The sequence below is a fragment of the Rhodococcus jostii NBRC 16295 genome (assembly GCF_001894825.1).
Classification (GTDB): domain Bacteria; phylum Actinomycetota; class Actinomycetes; order Mycobacteriales; family Mycobacteriaceae; genus Rhodococcus_F; species Rhodococcus_F jostii.
Genome location: NZ_BCWY01000028.1, coordinates 1 through 15,008, shown reverse-complemented (window position 1 = coordinate 15,008; position 15,008 = coordinate 1). Strand labels below are relative to the sequence as shown.

Annotated in this window: 13 protein-coding genes; 6 read left to right on the top strand and 7 right to left on the bottom strand. The window is 65.4% G+C overall.

The features are described from left to right. Window positions 1-46 precede the first annotated feature (46 nt). On the bottom strand, window positions 47-1,663 hold the full coding sequence (locus tag RJ1_RS19040; protein ID WP_073362603.1) for an amidohydrolase: 1,617 nt from the start codon (window positions 1,661-1,663) through the stop codon (window positions 47-49). A 39-nt stretch (window positions 1,664-1,702) separates the two neighbouring features. After that, window positions 1,703-3,073 carry an MFS transporter gene (locus tag RJ1_RS19035; protein ID WP_073362600.1) on the bottom strand — a complete coding sequence of 457 codons (1,371 nt, stop codon included), beginning with the start codon at window positions 3,071-3,073 and terminating at the stop codon, window positions 1,703-1,705. Between the two features lie 122 nt (window positions 3,074-3,195). On the opposite strand from RJ1_RS19035, the gene RJ1_RS19030 reads away from it, so the two are divergent. The 4 genes from RJ1_RS19030 to RJ1_RS19015 all read left to right on the top strand — a co-directional run bounded on the left by RJ1_RS19030 (window position 3,196) and on the right by RJ1_RS19015 (window position 9,227). Next, a complete protein-coding gene (locus RJ1_RS19030) occupies window positions 3,196-4,107 on the top strand; it encodes a LysR family transcriptional regulator (RefSeq protein ID WP_240320079.1) in 912 nt (303 codons plus the stop codon). A 347-nt stretch (window positions 4,108-4,454) separates the two neighbouring features. Further along, window positions 4,455-6,887, top strand: a complete 2,433-nt coding sequence (locus RJ1_RS19025) for a penicillin acylase family protein (RefSeq protein ID WP_073362597.1) — start codon at window positions 4,455-4,457, stop codon at window positions 6,885-6,887. Window positions 6,888-6,971: 84 nt separating this feature from the next. Continuing rightward, a complete protein-coding gene (locus RJ1_RS19020) occupies window positions 6,972-8,270 on the top strand; it encodes an MFS transporter (RefSeq protein ID WP_073362595.1) in 1,299 nt (432 codons plus the stop codon). 255 nt (window positions 8,271-8,525) lie between these two features. Further along, a complete protein-coding gene (locus tag RJ1_RS19015) occupies window positions 8,526-9,227 on the top strand; it encodes an MspA family porin (protein ID WP_073362592.1) in 702 nt (233 codons plus the stop codon). A 95-nt stretch (window positions 9,228-9,322) separates the two neighbouring features. On the opposite strand, the gene RJ1_RS19010 is transcribed toward RJ1_RS19015, so the two are convergent. Beyond that, window positions 9,323-10,330 (bottom strand): RNA polymerase subunit sigma-70, encoded by a 1,008-nt coding sequence (locus RJ1_RS19010; protein WP_240320078.1) that lies wholly within the window; start codon window positions 10,328-10,330, stop codon window positions 9,323-9,325. Between the two features lie 152 nt (window positions 10,331-10,482). Here RJ1_RS19010 and RJ1_RS19005 point away from each other — a divergent pair, with 152 nt between their 5' ends. Continuing rightward, window positions 10,483-11,067 carry a dihydrofolate reductase family protein gene (locus RJ1_RS19005; RefSeq protein ID WP_073362586.1) on the top strand — a complete coding sequence of 195 codons (585 nt, stop codon included), beginning with the start codon at window positions 10,483-10,485 and terminating at the stop codon, window positions 11,065-11,067. A 100-nt stretch (window positions 11,068-11,167) separates the two neighbouring features. Here the strand turns inward: RJ1_RS19005 and RJ1_RS19000 are convergent, their stop codons facing one another. Both RJ1_RS19000 and RJ1_RS18995 read right to left on the bottom strand, forming a co-directional pair. Then, window positions 11,168-11,608 (bottom strand): PaaI family thioesterase, encoded by a 441-nt coding sequence (locus RJ1_RS19000; RefSeq protein ID WP_073362583.1) that lies wholly within the window; start codon window positions 11,606-11,608, stop codon window positions 11,168-11,170. A gap of 75 nt (window positions 11,609-11,683) precedes the next feature. Then, entirely contained in the window at window positions 11,684-12,541 is an 858-nt protein-coding gene (locus RJ1_RS18995) for an NADPH-dependent oxidoreductase (protein WP_073362580.1), read from the bottom strand. 129 nt (window positions 12,542-12,670) lie between these two features. Between RJ1_RS18995 and RJ1_RS18990 the strand changes: the two genes are divergently transcribed. Further along, the gene (locus RJ1_RS18990) at window positions 12,671-13,417 is read left to right on the top strand and encodes an SDR family oxidoreductase (RefSeq protein WP_073362578.1); all 747 of its coding nucleotides are present in this window, start codon (window positions 12,671-12,673) and stop codon (window positions 13,415-13,417) included. A 30-nt stretch (window positions 13,418-13,447) separates the two neighbouring features. On the opposite strand, the gene RJ1_RS18985 is transcribed toward RJ1_RS18990, so the two are convergent. After that, window positions 13,448-14,635 carry a serine hydrolase domain-containing protein gene (locus tag RJ1_RS18985; protein ID WP_073362576.1) on the bottom strand — a complete coding sequence of 396 codons (1,188 nt, stop codon included), beginning with the start codon at window positions 14,633-14,635 and terminating at the stop codon, window positions 13,448-13,450. Between the two features lie 61 nt (window positions 14,636-14,696). Then, window positions 14,697-15,008, bottom strand: a 312-nt coding sequence (locus tag RJ1_RS18980; protein ID WP_255284892.1) for a DUF202 domain-containing protein, incomplete at its 5' end; no start/stop codon positions are given.

The following is a 15,008-nucleotide window of genomic DNA, read 5'->3' as shown; positions in this document are numbered from 1 at the left end:
CCGAACCCTCGCCGTGGCGACCATGTCCGCCACGGCGGTCATGATCTCAGCCTCGGGTGTAGACCTCCACACCCCCGACAAATGTCGATCGGACACCGATTTTCGAGATCTGGTCGTGCGGCACTTCCAGTGGATCGTCGTCCAGGACCACGAAGTCGGCGAGCCGGCCTGCGGCCAGGGTGCCCTTGCGGTCTTCTTCCCCGGTGGCAATTGCGGAACCTGCTGTGTATATCGAGAGGGCTTCGGTCGGCGAGATTCGCTGCGATGGTCCGACGAGGACACCATCCCACCCTGTTCGAGTGACCATGCTCTGCATCGCCAGGAGCGGTTCGACTGCACCACAGGGGAAGTCGGAGGACCCCGCCACGGCTACCCGCGCATCGAGAAACGCTCGGTGCGCAAACATCCGCTCCACGCGCTCCTCGCCGTACCAGTCGATCAGGTGGCCACCATGTTGATGGACATAGTTGCCGAAAGGTACCGCGATCGCGGATAGGTCGTGCATTCGTCGCAGGATGTCCGCGTCCACCACGCTGCAATGTTCGATGCGGTGCCGCACTCCGGGTCGCGGCATATTCTGCTGCGCGATTTCGAGTTCATCGAGGACGAGGCGAATTGCGCGGTCACCGTTGGCGTGGATGCAGACCCGGTTACCGTCGCCGTGCACTTTCTGGACGACGTCTGCAAGTTCCGCACGAGTGAGCACCTGGATGCCGTGATGCCCTGCATCGTGGTCCGGGTCTTCCAGCAGCAGTGTTCGGCCGCCGACAGCGCCATCGACGAGCGCCTTCACTCCGACGAAGCGGAGGTGGTCGTCGCCGAAACCCGAGCGAAGACCGAGTCTGTGCACCGCGTCGTAGTGCTCGGCGGCGAGAAGGAATCCGACACGCATCGTCAGCAGGCCCTGCTCGCGAGCAGCCGAGAACAGAGCAATGTCCTCGGGCCCGGCGAAGGCATCGCACACTGACGTCAGTCCTGCTGCGTGCCATCGCTGAATCACTCGCCCCAGGGCTGCCACCCGTTCGTCGAGTCCCAGCTGTGGTACGACGGTTCGGCCGTCGACATTGCCTTGGGCGTAGGCGAAGTCGGTGAGTGCGCGTTCATAGAGGATGCCGTTGAGTCGGCCGGTTCCGTCTCGGCCGAAGTCACCCCCGCTGGGCGGCTCCGAGTTGTCCGTGATCCCACCCGCCGCCAGCGCGGCGGAGTTCACGACTCCCCAATGGCAGGCGACGTGAAGGACGATCGTGGGTACGTCTCCGGTGACGGCGTCCAGGTCCCAGCGCGTGAGAACACGACCTTCCGGCATCCTTGCGTCGTCGTAGCCCACAGCGCGGACCCAACCTTGTGCGGGCTCGCCCTTGGCTGCCGTACCGATCTGGTCGAGGAGTTGTGTGAGCGAGGATGCCTGCGCGGGTGACACGTCGAGCTTCAGTTCGTTGTCTGCAGCCATTGCGAGGTGCAGATGTGCGTCGTGAAATCCGGGTGAGATCACGGCGTCTCCCCTGTCGTCCATCCGCGCCGTGGGGAACTGTCCGCGCAGATCGTCGGCCTGGCCGACCGCGACCACACGGTCACCGATCAACGCTATCGCGTTGGCGGATTCCGCTGCGGAAGTGAGGATTCGCCGTCCGCGAACGATGTGGGGTTGTGTCGGTGTGTCCATGGGATAATCCTTATCTCGTGGTGGTGATGATGATGGTGTTCAGTCGACTTCGGCAACGATGTGACGGTCGGCCGCGACGTCGAGGCTGACATCTGTGCGCTCCGAGTGAGGGGCGTGCTGGGTCCGAGTTCGCCGGGCGAGCAGGACCACACACACCAAGGTGAGCAACGTGAGGGCCACGTGGTACCCCGCCACCATTGCGATGCCGCTGCCGGCGAGTAGCCACTGAGCGATGAACGGCACCATTCCGCCGATCAACGTTGCAGACAACTGGTAGGCCAAAGAGATGCCGGTATAGCGGATCCGGGCGTCGAACGCTTGCGCGAGGAAGCCGGCCAGCACCGCAAAGTATGCCGGACTCGTCAGAGCGCCGAGGGCGAGGCCGACGTAGATCAGACCAATCTCCCCGGTGCCGACCAACGCATAAACAAGCGGAGTCAAAATCGCCGTGGCGACCAGCGCCGTCACCATGATGCGAGAACCCCCGAAGCGGTCCGCCAGGAGTGCGCCGACGGGTTGGACGAAGAACTGTACGACCGTTGCCAGCAGCAAGGCCGACAAGATCGTCGATCGGCTGACACCCAGGTCCGTGGTCGTCCACGCAACCATGAACGTGCCCATGAAATAGGCCCCGCCTACACCGATCGCGGCGGCCCCGATTCCGAGAAGGAGTGGGACGGGAGCGGTTCGGACAGTCTCGAGTGCCGGCGCCTCGGAAATTTCCCCATGTTCCTTCGCCGCAAGGAATTCCGGTGATTCCTCCACACCGATTCGAATGATCAACCCGACCAGAAGCAGTACCGCTGAGAAGAGGAATGGGATCCGCCACCCCCAGGCGGCGAAATCGTCAGCCGGGAGTGTGCTGACGCCCAGAAAGGCCAGGGTCGCCAAGATGTTTCCTACGGGCGATCCCTGCTGCGCAAAAGCGCCGAACAGCATGCGTCGACCAGGGGGCGCGTGCTCGGCGGCAATCAACACCGCACCACCCCACTCGCCACCCAAGGCGAGTCCTTGAACCATTCGGAGCAGGATGAGCAGTACGGGGGCTGCAAAGCCGATCGATGCGTAGCCCGGCAACAGTCCGATGGCGGTACTGGACAGACCCATCAGAACGAGGGTGGTGATCAGCGTCTTCTTCCGGCCGATCCGATCTCCGAGATGACCGAATATCACTCCCCCGAGCGGGCGGGCCAGAAAACCCGACCAGAACGTCGCAAACGAGGCGAGCAATCCCACGGTCGGCGATGCCGACGGGAAGAACACGTGCCCGAAAGCGAGTGCGGCCGCGGTGCCGAAGATAAAGAAGTCGTACCACTCGACCGTGGTGCCGATCAACGCACCGAAGCCTGCCCTTCGAGCCCCGCGCAGGTTCGGGACCACGTCCGGATCCGGTCCAGGTATAGCGTTCATGCCTTCTCCTCGAAAGAAACGGAGCCACGAGCAGCTCACAGTCACGTGCGTGGAGATAAGTGTGCGGAGTGCTGATATAACCGTCCAATATCCATTTCGCAGCGGACCGATGCCTGGGAGGCATGGTGGAAATTCGCGTACTTCGATACTTCCTGGCCGTCGTCGACCACGGGTCGGTCACAGCGGCCGCCCGAGCAGTGCGAGTTGCGCAACCTTCGCTCTCTCGGCAACTCCACAATTTGCAGCAGAAGCTGGGCGTCGATCTGTTTCGCCGCGGACCGGGCGCAATGCGTCTCAGCGTCGCGGGCGAACGTTTCCTGCCCCTCGCGCGTGACCTCGTGGCGCGGGCCGACCAAGCGAGCGCAGTACTCAGGCACCTCGCCCGAGGCGACGACATACCGCTGACGATCGCGGCGCCGGCGACCACCATCGCCGATGTCCTCGCACCGTATCTCGCTGGTCGATACCTGAGGTCCGGACTGAACGACATCATCGAGCGGGACACACGCATCGTGTACGACGCCGTCCACCGCGGAGATGCCGACATCGGGATCTCGACGTTCCCACCGCCCGGGTCGATGGAGACCCGAGTGATCGGCCGCGCCCCGGTGTGCGCGCTGACTGCACGGGATCACCCCCTGGCCGAACAGCCCAACGTCGCCGTAGCGGACCTTGTTCAACAGTCACTCATCCTCATGCACCGCAACAACGCAGCCCGACTCGCACTCGACACCGCAACTGCCAGTCAAGGCCTCGCCTACGTCGACCCCCGAGTTGTGTCGGTGACATCCGTGGCCAGAGCGCTCGCCGCATCAGGACTGGGGGTTGCGGTACTGACAGACCAACCCCTCTTCGATCTCATCCGAGTGCCGATCCGAATCCCCGAGGGCGTCCTCGCGGTCACCCTCTATGCCGGCTGGGATCCTGAGCACTTCGCCGCTCCCGCTGTATCTGCGCTCGTCGATTCGATCTCCGACTACCACCAGAACATCCTGACGCCGACGGCGGAGATCACCATGTCCGACCGGCCATGACGCCGACGCTCACGGCGCGAGTACCGCGCGGGATCGAGGCCGCCGCACCGAAACTAATTCTGGTTCAGTAGGATTCGGGCGATTTACACGCCGGCACTACCGCGTCGAGTCCTGGCCTGAGGCGTCGCGGCGGTCCGACCGATATTCCGGGACCGCAAGGTGCGATGTGGATCGTGCCAGCATCCACAGTATCGCCGGGATCGAATCCGGAGGCCACCACCACTCTTGACGACGATCGTGTTTCACGACACAATACCCCGATATACCAACCGAACGTACGGTTATAGGAGCGAGATGTATCGATGTGATCGCCACCGGTCTGCGACGGACCGGACCCGAGGTTGTCGATGAAGACGACGAGGGCAGTGCTGGCCCTCGGGGTCGGACTCAGCGTGCTGCTGACGGCCTGCACGGCAACCGAAGGTCAGCAGTCCCCCACATCCGGTATCACCGTGAAGAGGGACGGCTACGGAATCCCCAACGTGTACGCCGACACCACGCGCGCGCTGTACTCGGGCTACGGCTACTCGGTTGCCGAGGATCGGTTGTTCCAGATGGAGATGGCCAAGCGGTCGTCGGTCGGCACGGCCGCCGAGGTGCTCGGACCGGACTACGTCGAGATCGACAAGACGGCGCGTAACAGCATCGATCCACAGTCGATCAAGGATCAACTCAACGGGCTGCCGCAGGATGAGCGCGACATCTTCGACGGTTACGCCGAGGGGTTCAACAAGCGGATCGACGAGGTCGAGGCGGATCCGTCACACCTGATGCCAAAGCAGTTCCTGGACGGCAATTTCCGGCCGGAGCACTGGACCGGGTACGACGTCGCGATGGTCTGGGTGCAGACCATGGCCAACCGATTCTCCCAGTCGAGCAGTGAACTCGCCAACCTCCAGGTCCTCAGGAGCCTGCAGGCGAAGAACGGCGACGAGAAGGGCCGGCAACTCTTCGACCAGCTGATCTGGCCCGAGGAAGATCCCGGCGCTCCGACCACGGTTCCGCGTGACGAGTCCGATTCATCCGACGAGCCGCATGCAATGTCCCAGGAAGCCGGGCTCTCCGACGTGACCCAGGCCCTGCCCGACGCGAATCTGACCCGGATGAAGAACGCGGGCGGAGGCGAATGGCCGCACATGAAACCCGAGGCCAGCAACCTGTGGATGGTCGGCGCCGACAAGACCACCGACGGCACGTCCGTCCTGATGAACGGACCGCAATTCGGCTGGTTCAACCCGTCCTACGTCTACGGGGTGGGCCTGCACGGCGCCGGTTTCGACGTCGCGGGTAACACCCCCTACGCCGTCCCGACCGTCCTGTTCGGCACCAACAAGACGATCTCGTGGGGCGCCACCGCCGGGCCGCTCGACGTCAACGACGTCTATCAGGAGGTGCTCGATCCCGCGAACGAGCACGCATACCGGCACGACGGCGAGTACCGGCCGATGGAGGTCCGGAACGAGACGATCAAGGTGCGAGGCGGCGCAGACGTGGCGTACCCCGTCTACTCGACGGTCCACGGCCGGGTCACCAGTTTCGACACCCCGAACGGGAGCGCCTACTCCCTGAAGGAGAGCTGGGCTGGGTACGAGATCCAGTCACTGGTCGCCTGGATCGACATCATGAAGGCCACGAGCTGGGACGAATTCCTCGAGCAGGCGAAGAAGGTGGCCATCACCATCAACTGGTACTACGCCGACAATCAGGGAAACATCGGTTATGTATCCCCCGGTCGACTGCCGGTCCGCCCGGCCGGGCAGGACCTTCGACTTCCGGCGATCGGTGACGGCAGCATGGAGTGGGAGGGCATCCGCCCGTTCGAGGACAACCCGCAGTCGTACAACCCAGAACAGGGCTACCTCGCCAACTGGAACAACCAGTCCGCAGCCGGTGCGCTCGCCGACGGCTACAACTGGTCCCCCGTCGACCGCGTGCAGGCGATCACCACTCGCCTCGAGGCCAAGGACCACTTCACCCCCGGCGAGATCTGGGACATCAACCGGCAGACGTCGTTTGCCGACCTCAACGTCGACTATCTGCTGCCGTACCTCACCCAGGCCACCGAGCAACTTCCCGACAGCGACCCCGTTGCCGCGGGCGTGAAGTTGCTCCGCGACTGGGACGGACAGGCCACTGACGACAATTCGGACGGCGTGTACGACGGCCCGGCACCGGCGATCATGCGGACGTGGCTGCCGATCCTGTTCGACGCGGTGATCCGCGACGACCTTCCGCAGGACGTATACGACTCGTACGCGGCCAAGGTGTACCCCGCCGCCGGCACCGCGCGCCCCGCCGAGGCGACGAAACTCGTCTACAACGCGCTGCGCGGCAACGAGTCCGGAGTTCCGCAGACCACCGACTTCTTCAACGGCGCCGACCCGAAGTCCGTCCTCCGATCGACGTTCGGCCAGGCCGTGGACACACTACGCACCCAGCAGGGCCCCGACGCCGCCGCCTGGAAGATGCCGGTCAGCGCGAACCGGTTCGACTACAAGAACTACCTGGGCGTCCCTCAGGCCGGTAGCGACGAGGTGCTGTCCCTGTCGCCGTACATGAACCGGGGAACCCAGAACGACCGCATCGTGCTCGGCGACGGCATCGCCGACCTCTGCACCGTCGGACCGCCCGGCCAGAGCGGATTCATCGCACCGGACGGTACGCGGTCACGGCACTACAGCGACCAGATGGACATGTACCGGAACTTCCAGTGCAAAACCGACAGCCTGACCGAACAGTCGGTCGACGCGCGCAAGTCGAGCGAGGTGACGTTGAACTAGTGGGTTCGGCAGTTCGGTAGGCATCCCGTCACCATCCCGCCGGGGCAGCACGTCTGCTGCCCCGGCGTCCTCGAAGGAATCGACATGACCTCCACCCATCTCTCCGTGACATCACCGACGACCGTCCGCCCGCTGAAGGTGGCCGGCGCCAGCCTCATCGGAACCGCCATCGAGTGGTACGACTACTTCATCTACGGCATGGCAGCGGCAATCGTGTTCGGCCCGTTGTTCTTCCCGTCCTTCTCCTCCATCGCGGGAACGCTGGCCGCGTTCGCGACGTTCTCCGTCGGATTCATCGCACGACCGATCGGCGGCGTCGTGATGGGCCATTTCGGCGACCGCATCGGACGCAAGTCCATGCTTGTCCTCTCCCTGATGCTGATGGGTGGCGCGACCGTCGGTATCGGGCTGCTCCCCACCTACGCCACCATCGGCGTCTGGGCGCCGATACTGCTGGTCACGCTGCGCTTCGTGCAGGGAATCGGCGTCGGCGGGGAGTGGGGTGGAGCGGTACTGATGGCGGTGGAGCACGCGCCCGCCAACAGAAAGGGCTTCTACGGCAGCTTTCCGCAGATGGGTGTGCCCGGCGGCCTGATCCTGGCGAACCTCGTGTTCCTGGGCGTGTCGACGAGCCTCAGCGAGGAAGCGTTCCTGGCCTGGGGCTGGCGGGTTCCCTTCCTGGCCAGCGCAGTGATGGTGCTGATGGGGCTCGTCATCCGGTTCACCATCACCGAGAGCCCCGACTTCGAAGAGGTCAAGAGCGCACACCGCGATCAGCGACTGCCGATCGTCACCGTCCTGCGGGAGAACCTCCGCGAAGTGCTCCTGGCCGCCGGCGCGTTCATCGGAATCAACACCGTCGGTTACATCTTCATGGCGTACCTGCTGTCGTATTCGACGAAAGTCCTGGGTATGAGTAAGACACTCGTACTCGTCTTCACGCTGGTCGCCTCGTTCGTGTGGCTGATCGTCATCCCCGTCGCGTCGACGCTGTCGGACCGGTACGGCCGACGGCGACTCCTCGTCACGGGGTCGGTGGGGCTGACTCTCTGGGCGGCCGCGCTCTTCCCGCTGATCGACCTCGGGAACCCCGCGGTGATGATGCTCGCCCTGCTCGGCACCGCGGTGTTCATGGGCATCGTCTACGGCCCGATCGCGGCGCTGTTCACCGAACTGTTCAGCGCCGAGGTCCGGTACAGCGGTGCCTCGCTCGGTTATCAGATCGGGTCGGTTCTCGGCGGCGGGCTCGCTCCGACGGTGGCCGCCGCGCTGTACGCAAACTGGGGTTCGTCGACACCGATCACCCTGTACCTCACCGCGGTCACCCTGCTCAGCCTGCTCTGCGTCGCAGCGATCACACGGAAGGTACGTATCCCGGCATAGCGAACGCGTCCCGTGTGCCCTTGCGGGAACTCGTTTCGGCTAGAACAGCAACGGATTCCCGTGCGACACCCTGCCCGATCGATCGGCGGACGAATCCGGACCGCCCATTGTGCCGCGAACTACCAGGTCAGCGGTGGCGGACCATACGAAACGCGCGTGAACTTCTGAACAACACCGAGACGGCGCAGACTCCGAATGGTTACGCTCTGCATGCTTTTTCATATCGGTTGCAGTACAAACTGAATGGGGATCGGCATGACGAAGACCAGCACGGCTCGACCCGGAAAGAAACGCCTCACCCGCCTGGCGGCGGTCGCGGGCATCTCGGTGCTCGCGATGGTGATGGGTAATGGCACCGCCTCGGCCGGTATCGACAATTCCAGCTCTGTCATCGACGCGGACGGCAACCGTATCGAGGTCCTGCAGGGCGACACGCAGTATCAAGTCGTTCCGCCGCTCGACGGTGTTCCGACCAGCGTCGAGTTCTTCCACAACGGGTACGCCGCGGTGAACATCAGCGGCCCCGACGCGGCGGAGTTCGAGGGGACACAGCTCACGGTGGGCTACCAGATCGGCTACCCGGTCGCGTTGGCCGGTGCCACCATCGTCCTCAATTCGCCCGGCCTCGGGTTCGCGATCGGGTCGGAGAACGGAATCAACCTGGGACTTGTCCCCGACTTCACGCTGGACCTGAATGCAGGAACCAACGCGGAGCTGGCAGGTGACATCATCCCGTCGCAGGAGCTGGACATCGACCTCGAGCCGGGCGGTATCACCACGGTCCCGTTGCTCGAGGGCCAGGAGTTCGACGGACCCGAGGCGTTGGTGCGCATGCAGGGCGTCCACGGTTCCATCTCCGGAGCGATCGGACCGGTCACCATCCGGCCGTACGCGATGGCCGTGACGGAGAACGGTGACACCGTCATGACCTACGGTGTGCCGCAGAAGCTCAACTGAGCGGGAACACCGAACGGGTTTCGTTGGAGGTCGCCGGGCCGATGTCCGGCGACCTCCAGTCAGAGACGCCGGTTCCTCATCCGAACGTGAGATCGTTATCGGCTCGGGAGCGATCGCGGTAGCCCGAATGAGGCAAGCATGCTGCTCTCGAATCTGCTGAAGGCGCAGATGCGGTCGCCGGTGAGTGTGAGCACGAACAGGCCCGATCCGTGGCGGATGCCGGTGGAGGTACGCAGATAGGCACCGAACGCCGGCTGCCCGTTGGCCCTGGTCGGGACGAGATCGACCCTCCTGCCCGAGCTGAAGATGCTCGCGAAGAGGCGGGCCACGACAGCTCGGCCTTGATATTCGAGCGGAATCGGCGGCATCGAGACGAAGATGTCGTCGGTGAGCAAGGCGACCAGTCCGCCCAGATCCCCGGACTCGTAGGCGCGGACGAACTTCTCCACAAGCGCGCGCTCGGAGGATGAGTCGGGAACGGGAGCCAGGTCGCGCTCGGTGGTCGGTGACTCCCTGCGGCTCCGCAGGCCGGCACGGGCCCGTTTGAGAGCGCTGTTGACCGATTCCACGGTCGAGTCGAGCATCACAGCCACCCCGTCCGCATGAAATCCGAGGACGTCGCGCAGAACGAGAACGGCCAGTTGGCGAGGCGGCAGGGTCTGCAAAGCGGTGACGAAAGCCAGGGAGATGGATTCGGTTCGCTCGTAGCGGGCCTCGGGGCCGATCGCCCCCTCGAGAAGGGCGTCGGGAAATGGCTCGAGCCAGACGACTTCACCGAGCCGGGTCGGCACGGGCGGCTCAACCTTGGACATGTCCCACTCCTTCGCGGCGCGTCGGCTCGCGGCGCGACGCGCATTGAGGCACCGGTTGGTCGCGATCCGGTAGAGCCAGGTGCGCAGTGAGGCGCGTCGCCCATAGCCTGCGAAGCCCTGCCAGGCGGCCAGCAGCGTGTCCTGCAGGACGTCCTCGGCGTCCTGGAAGGATCCGAGCATCCGATAGCAGTGCACCAGCAGCTCGCGGCGGTACGGCTCGGTCAGCTCTCGGAATGCCTCCCCGTCCCCGGATCGCGCCCGTGCGATCAGCTCCGTCGTCACCGGCTCCACCGACACCACCTTCTTCCCGCACCTTTGTCGCATACCCATAGCTGATATCGACACCGGCCGAGCGGTGAACTGGGCGGTCGGCCGGCGCCCACTTTCCCGATGTCGCCGTGTCTACATGAGTGATCTGACACCACAGGCGAGGGAGAACCGAAATGGGAAAGATCATCATGAGCGAGTTCGCCCCGCTCGACGGCGTCATTCAGGACCCCGACGGTAAAGAAGGATTCGGAGCCGGCGGGTGGGTCGGCCATCTCGAGGATCGCGAAGAGCTGTACGCGGTCAAGCTCGGCGAGGCGCTGCATTCCGAGGCCCTGCTGTTGGGACGGCGCAGCTACGAGTTCTTCGCCGCGCGGTGGCAACCCCGGCGTGGTGGCTTGGCCGACAGAGTGAACACCTTGCCCAAGTACGTCGCCTCCTCGACCCTTCACGATCCCGGCTGGAGCAACTCGACGGTCCTCGAAGGCGATGTGGTGAAAGAGGTTTCGACGCTGAAGCACGAGGTTGCAGGCGACATCCGCGTCTACGCCAGCTTCCAGCTCATGCGCACGCTGATCGAGCACGACCTCGTCGACGAGTTGCGGTTGATGGTCTTCCCGGTGGTGCTCGGTCGCGGCAAGCGACTCTTCGGCGAAACCAGCGACAAGACACTCGTGCGGCTGGTCGACACCCGGACCGTCGATGGCGACATCGTCTACCTCACATACCGACCGGTGCGGAAACCGCATGCACAGGGATGAGGGATCCACGACCCATGCGTCAGCACGACCAATCCCCTGATACAGGAATCATGTTGGAGCGGCATGGAATTGACCTCGACGCAAGGACGGGCCGCGCAGGCTACTGCTCGTGTCCCTCGTCGAGGACGACGACCCTGGCGGTAGCAGTGGCGGTGGCCACGACGGTTCCGGTGTGGTCGATCAACGAGCCGTCGAGCGTCGCGATATCGGCGTCCCGTGCGACGACCCGCCCCCGCCCGACAAGGCGTCCCGGACGGGCAGGCGCGGTGAACGAGCATTGCAGATCGAGGGTCTCGATGAACTGCCCGTCCGGCAGGGTCGCCAGCAGAGCCGGACCGAGTGTGTCGTAGAGCATGGCGGCGAGGAAGCCCCCGAGTACCTCTCCGAAGGGATTGGTGAACGCCTGCGCGCCCTCGAACTGCACCGTGATCGTCCCCGCGTCGGGATCGGCGTCGATCAGCTCGAACCCCAGAGTGCGCGCCGCCTGCGGCATCGGGGTGCGGCCCTCGACGCCGTCCCAGAACGCACCGGTTCTCGCCATGACGGTGACCTCCCGTATGCGACGCTACACTTCGGTGAAGGCCCGCCGCCTCGCACCGCCGACCCCGGGACGCCTCTAGCGAAGTGGGAACCCGAGGCGGATCAGCGATTCCTTCAGCCGGTCCCGGCCGTTCAGCCGCGCGCCGGACGCGAGTCGGTCCAGGACCCGGCTGATCCACGAATGTTCGAGATGCTGCGCCGCGTAGAAGGCGGCGATGCGGCCCTCGTAGGCGTCGACGTGGTCGCGCTGGACAGGCAGGTCGTACGTCTCGTGGTGCAACACCGCCGCCCGGGGCAGGCGGGGTTTGATCTGGGCGTCGGCGTCCGGATGCGGATGCCCGACGACGAGACCGAACACCGCGAACACGTGGGGAGGAAGTCCGAGTTCCGCGGCGACCTCCTCGGGCTTGTTGCGGAGTGCGCCGATGAATACCGTTCCCAGCCCGAGTGACTCCGCGGCGGTCACGGCGTTCTGCGCTGCGAGCGCGGCATCGATGAATCCGATGTAGCTGCTCTCGAGATAGTCGGCGCCCTCGATCGGCGCACCTCGATCGTCGGCGAGCTGGCGGACGCGGGCGAAGTCGGCGAGCCACACCAGCAGCACCGGGGCCTCGACGATGTGGGCCTGGTCGCCCGCGAGGGCGGCCAGCCGGGCCTTGCGGGCGGGGTCGCGGACCGCGACGACACTCCACGCCTGGAGGTTCGACGACGTGGCGGCGGACTGCGCCGACGAGACGAGTACGTCGAGGGTTTCGTCGGCCACCGGATCGGGCAGGTAGCGGCGGACCGACCGGTGCGTGTGCAGGGCTTCCAGAATCGGATTCCACTGTGCGGGTTCGGTGAGGGCGGCGTCCCAGTAGCGCTGCTGCAGTGCCGTGCGGGGTGCGATGTCTGCGATGTCTGCGATGGTCACCGAGACAGGAAAGCCGACCACCGTCTCCCTCTCCAGGGTTAGGCGCACCGTGATTCCTGAGTGCACCGCCGGCCGACCCAATAGCGGCGTGTGAATACCGACGATCGGGGACAATCTCGGTGAGGTTCACGGAGAACCATTGGATAGGGAGTGGACGTGACGGAACGAGTCGTCGTGGTGACGGGTGCAGGTTCGGGAATCGGGCGGTCCATCGCGACCGGACTGCTCGATGCCGGGCATCACGTGGTGCTGACAGGACGGACGCGGGCGAGGCTGGGCGAGACAGCGCAAGGTCACGAACGCGCGGTCGTGGTGCCGTGCGATGTCTCGTCACCCCAGTCGGTGCACGATCTCTTTGCCGTCGTCGCCGACAGGTTCGGCCGCCTCGACGTACTCGTCAACAACGCGGGGACATTCGGCCCGTCCGGTGCGGTGGACGAGATCGAACCGGAGGACTGGGACCGGACGGTCGCCGCAAATCTGACGGGGGTCTTCCTCTGCTCACGGGAGGCGGTCCGGATGATGAAGTCGCAGACCCCACGCGGCGGACGCATCATCAACAACGGTTCATTGTCGGCGCACACGCCACGACCGGCAAGCGTGGCCTACACGGCAACCAAACACGGAGTGTCGGGATTGACCAAGTCGATCGCACTCGACGGCCGCGACCACGACATCTGCTGCACCCAGATCGACATCGGGAACGCCGAGACCGCCATGACCGCGGGGATCGGCCAATCCGCCCGCCAACCGGACGGATCGTTGCGAGCGGAACCCACCTTCGATCCACGGTACGTCGCAGACACAGTCACCCGACTGGTCGAACTCCCCCTCGACGTCACCGTGCCGACGATAACGATCATGGCCTCCCGCATGCCCTACGTCGGCCGCGGCTGACCACCGGCCGATCCGTGGTTCGGCGAGCCGTCAGACGCCCGTCAACGCCAATTGGGTTCCGAGCCGCGTGAACACCGCCGGGAACGGTGGGGTCTCGACGCACGGCGAGATGATCTGTGACCCGAAATGTGCGACGACGAGGTCGAGTTGGCGGGAGACGAACAACCGCTGGCCGTGGATTCCGCTGGCCATGAAGGAGTCGAACGGGTCGTTGAGAATCCACCAGTAGTCCCGGTAGCTCATCGTAGCAGGCGAATTCGCCGACGCACGCGGCAACCGCACCTGAGCGGTGGCTCCCTCGGGGACGGTGCTGATCGCGCGCACCACCGATTCCGGGACGATCTGGCGGTCGCCGAGAGCGCCTTCGCAGCGGAGCACCTCCCCTACCTTGGCGATGTCCCGGAGTGTCGCCGCGAACCCTCCGCAGGCGGTTTCGACGCCGGCGGCGTCGAGGATGTACCGGGCGTCCTCGTCGGCGCCGATCTTCGACCAGATCAACTCGCTCAGCAGGTCCGAGACGGTCGTGCCGGTGACGCGGCTGATCAGCGCACCCATCGCCTCGCAGCTTCCGTTCTCGTAGTGGAAGACCTCGCCGTACGGACCGGTCGCGCGGGCCGTCGTCAATCGGTCGAGCAGGGTCGTCGGCCCGTCGTATCCGTCGGGCCGCATCGCGGGGGCCACCACCGCCCACCACCGGTGCGCCTCGACCTCTCGATGGAATTCTCGTCCCCCGTATGCCACCTGTGTCGTCATGTCGAGCAGGTGACGAATGGTGGCGTCGCCGAATGCCGTTCCCGCCAACTCGGGAACGAACGTGGACACGAGGTCCTCTCGCGTGAACAACCCTTGGTCCTCGAGAATCCCGGCGAGCAGGCCGATGAAGGCCTTGGCCATCGACGCGGTCAGGTGCAGGTCCTGACGGCGGAGGCCGTGCAGGTACTGCTCGTAGACGACCGCGCCGCGGTGCAGCACGATCATCCCGTCCGAATGCGCGTCGACGAGGAACTGGTACAGGGTGCTCGCTCCCCCGCCTCCGGTCTCGACGGCGAGCCGTGAGAGGTCCTGCAATTGCTCCGGCGGTTCCCAGCGCGGACCGTCGCCGCGCCAGACTCGACGCGTGGGGCCGGTCTCGCCGACGGCCGTCGCCTGCCGCCGGACCTGCGCCGGGTCGGTGAATCCGAGCGTCCATTTAAGTTCTGAGAGTGGCAATTGCGACACAGCTGATCTCCTCTGTCGGATCGGGATACGAGTGTGAGATGTCCCGCAGGACACCGGTTTGTCAGGCCAAGGCGGCCAGGGCGGCACCGGACGTCGCGAAAATTGCGACGCTGACGGCGGCGGGTATCAGAAGGCCGAGTGGGCGGGGGTCGTCGGCGCGCCGACGGTATCGGCGGTGCCGCGTCACGGCGCCTGCGACCACCGACGCGGCAGCGACGCAGACTCCGGCGACCGCACCGGCATGGGCGATGTGCGGGTGCACGAGCGCGGCGCGCACGACTGCGGCGAGGCACAGGCAGACCGCCGGTAGCGTGCGACGCCACGCCAGCACCGTGCGTTCGGCCTGCAGCCCCGGCGGCGGCGCGGTCACGTC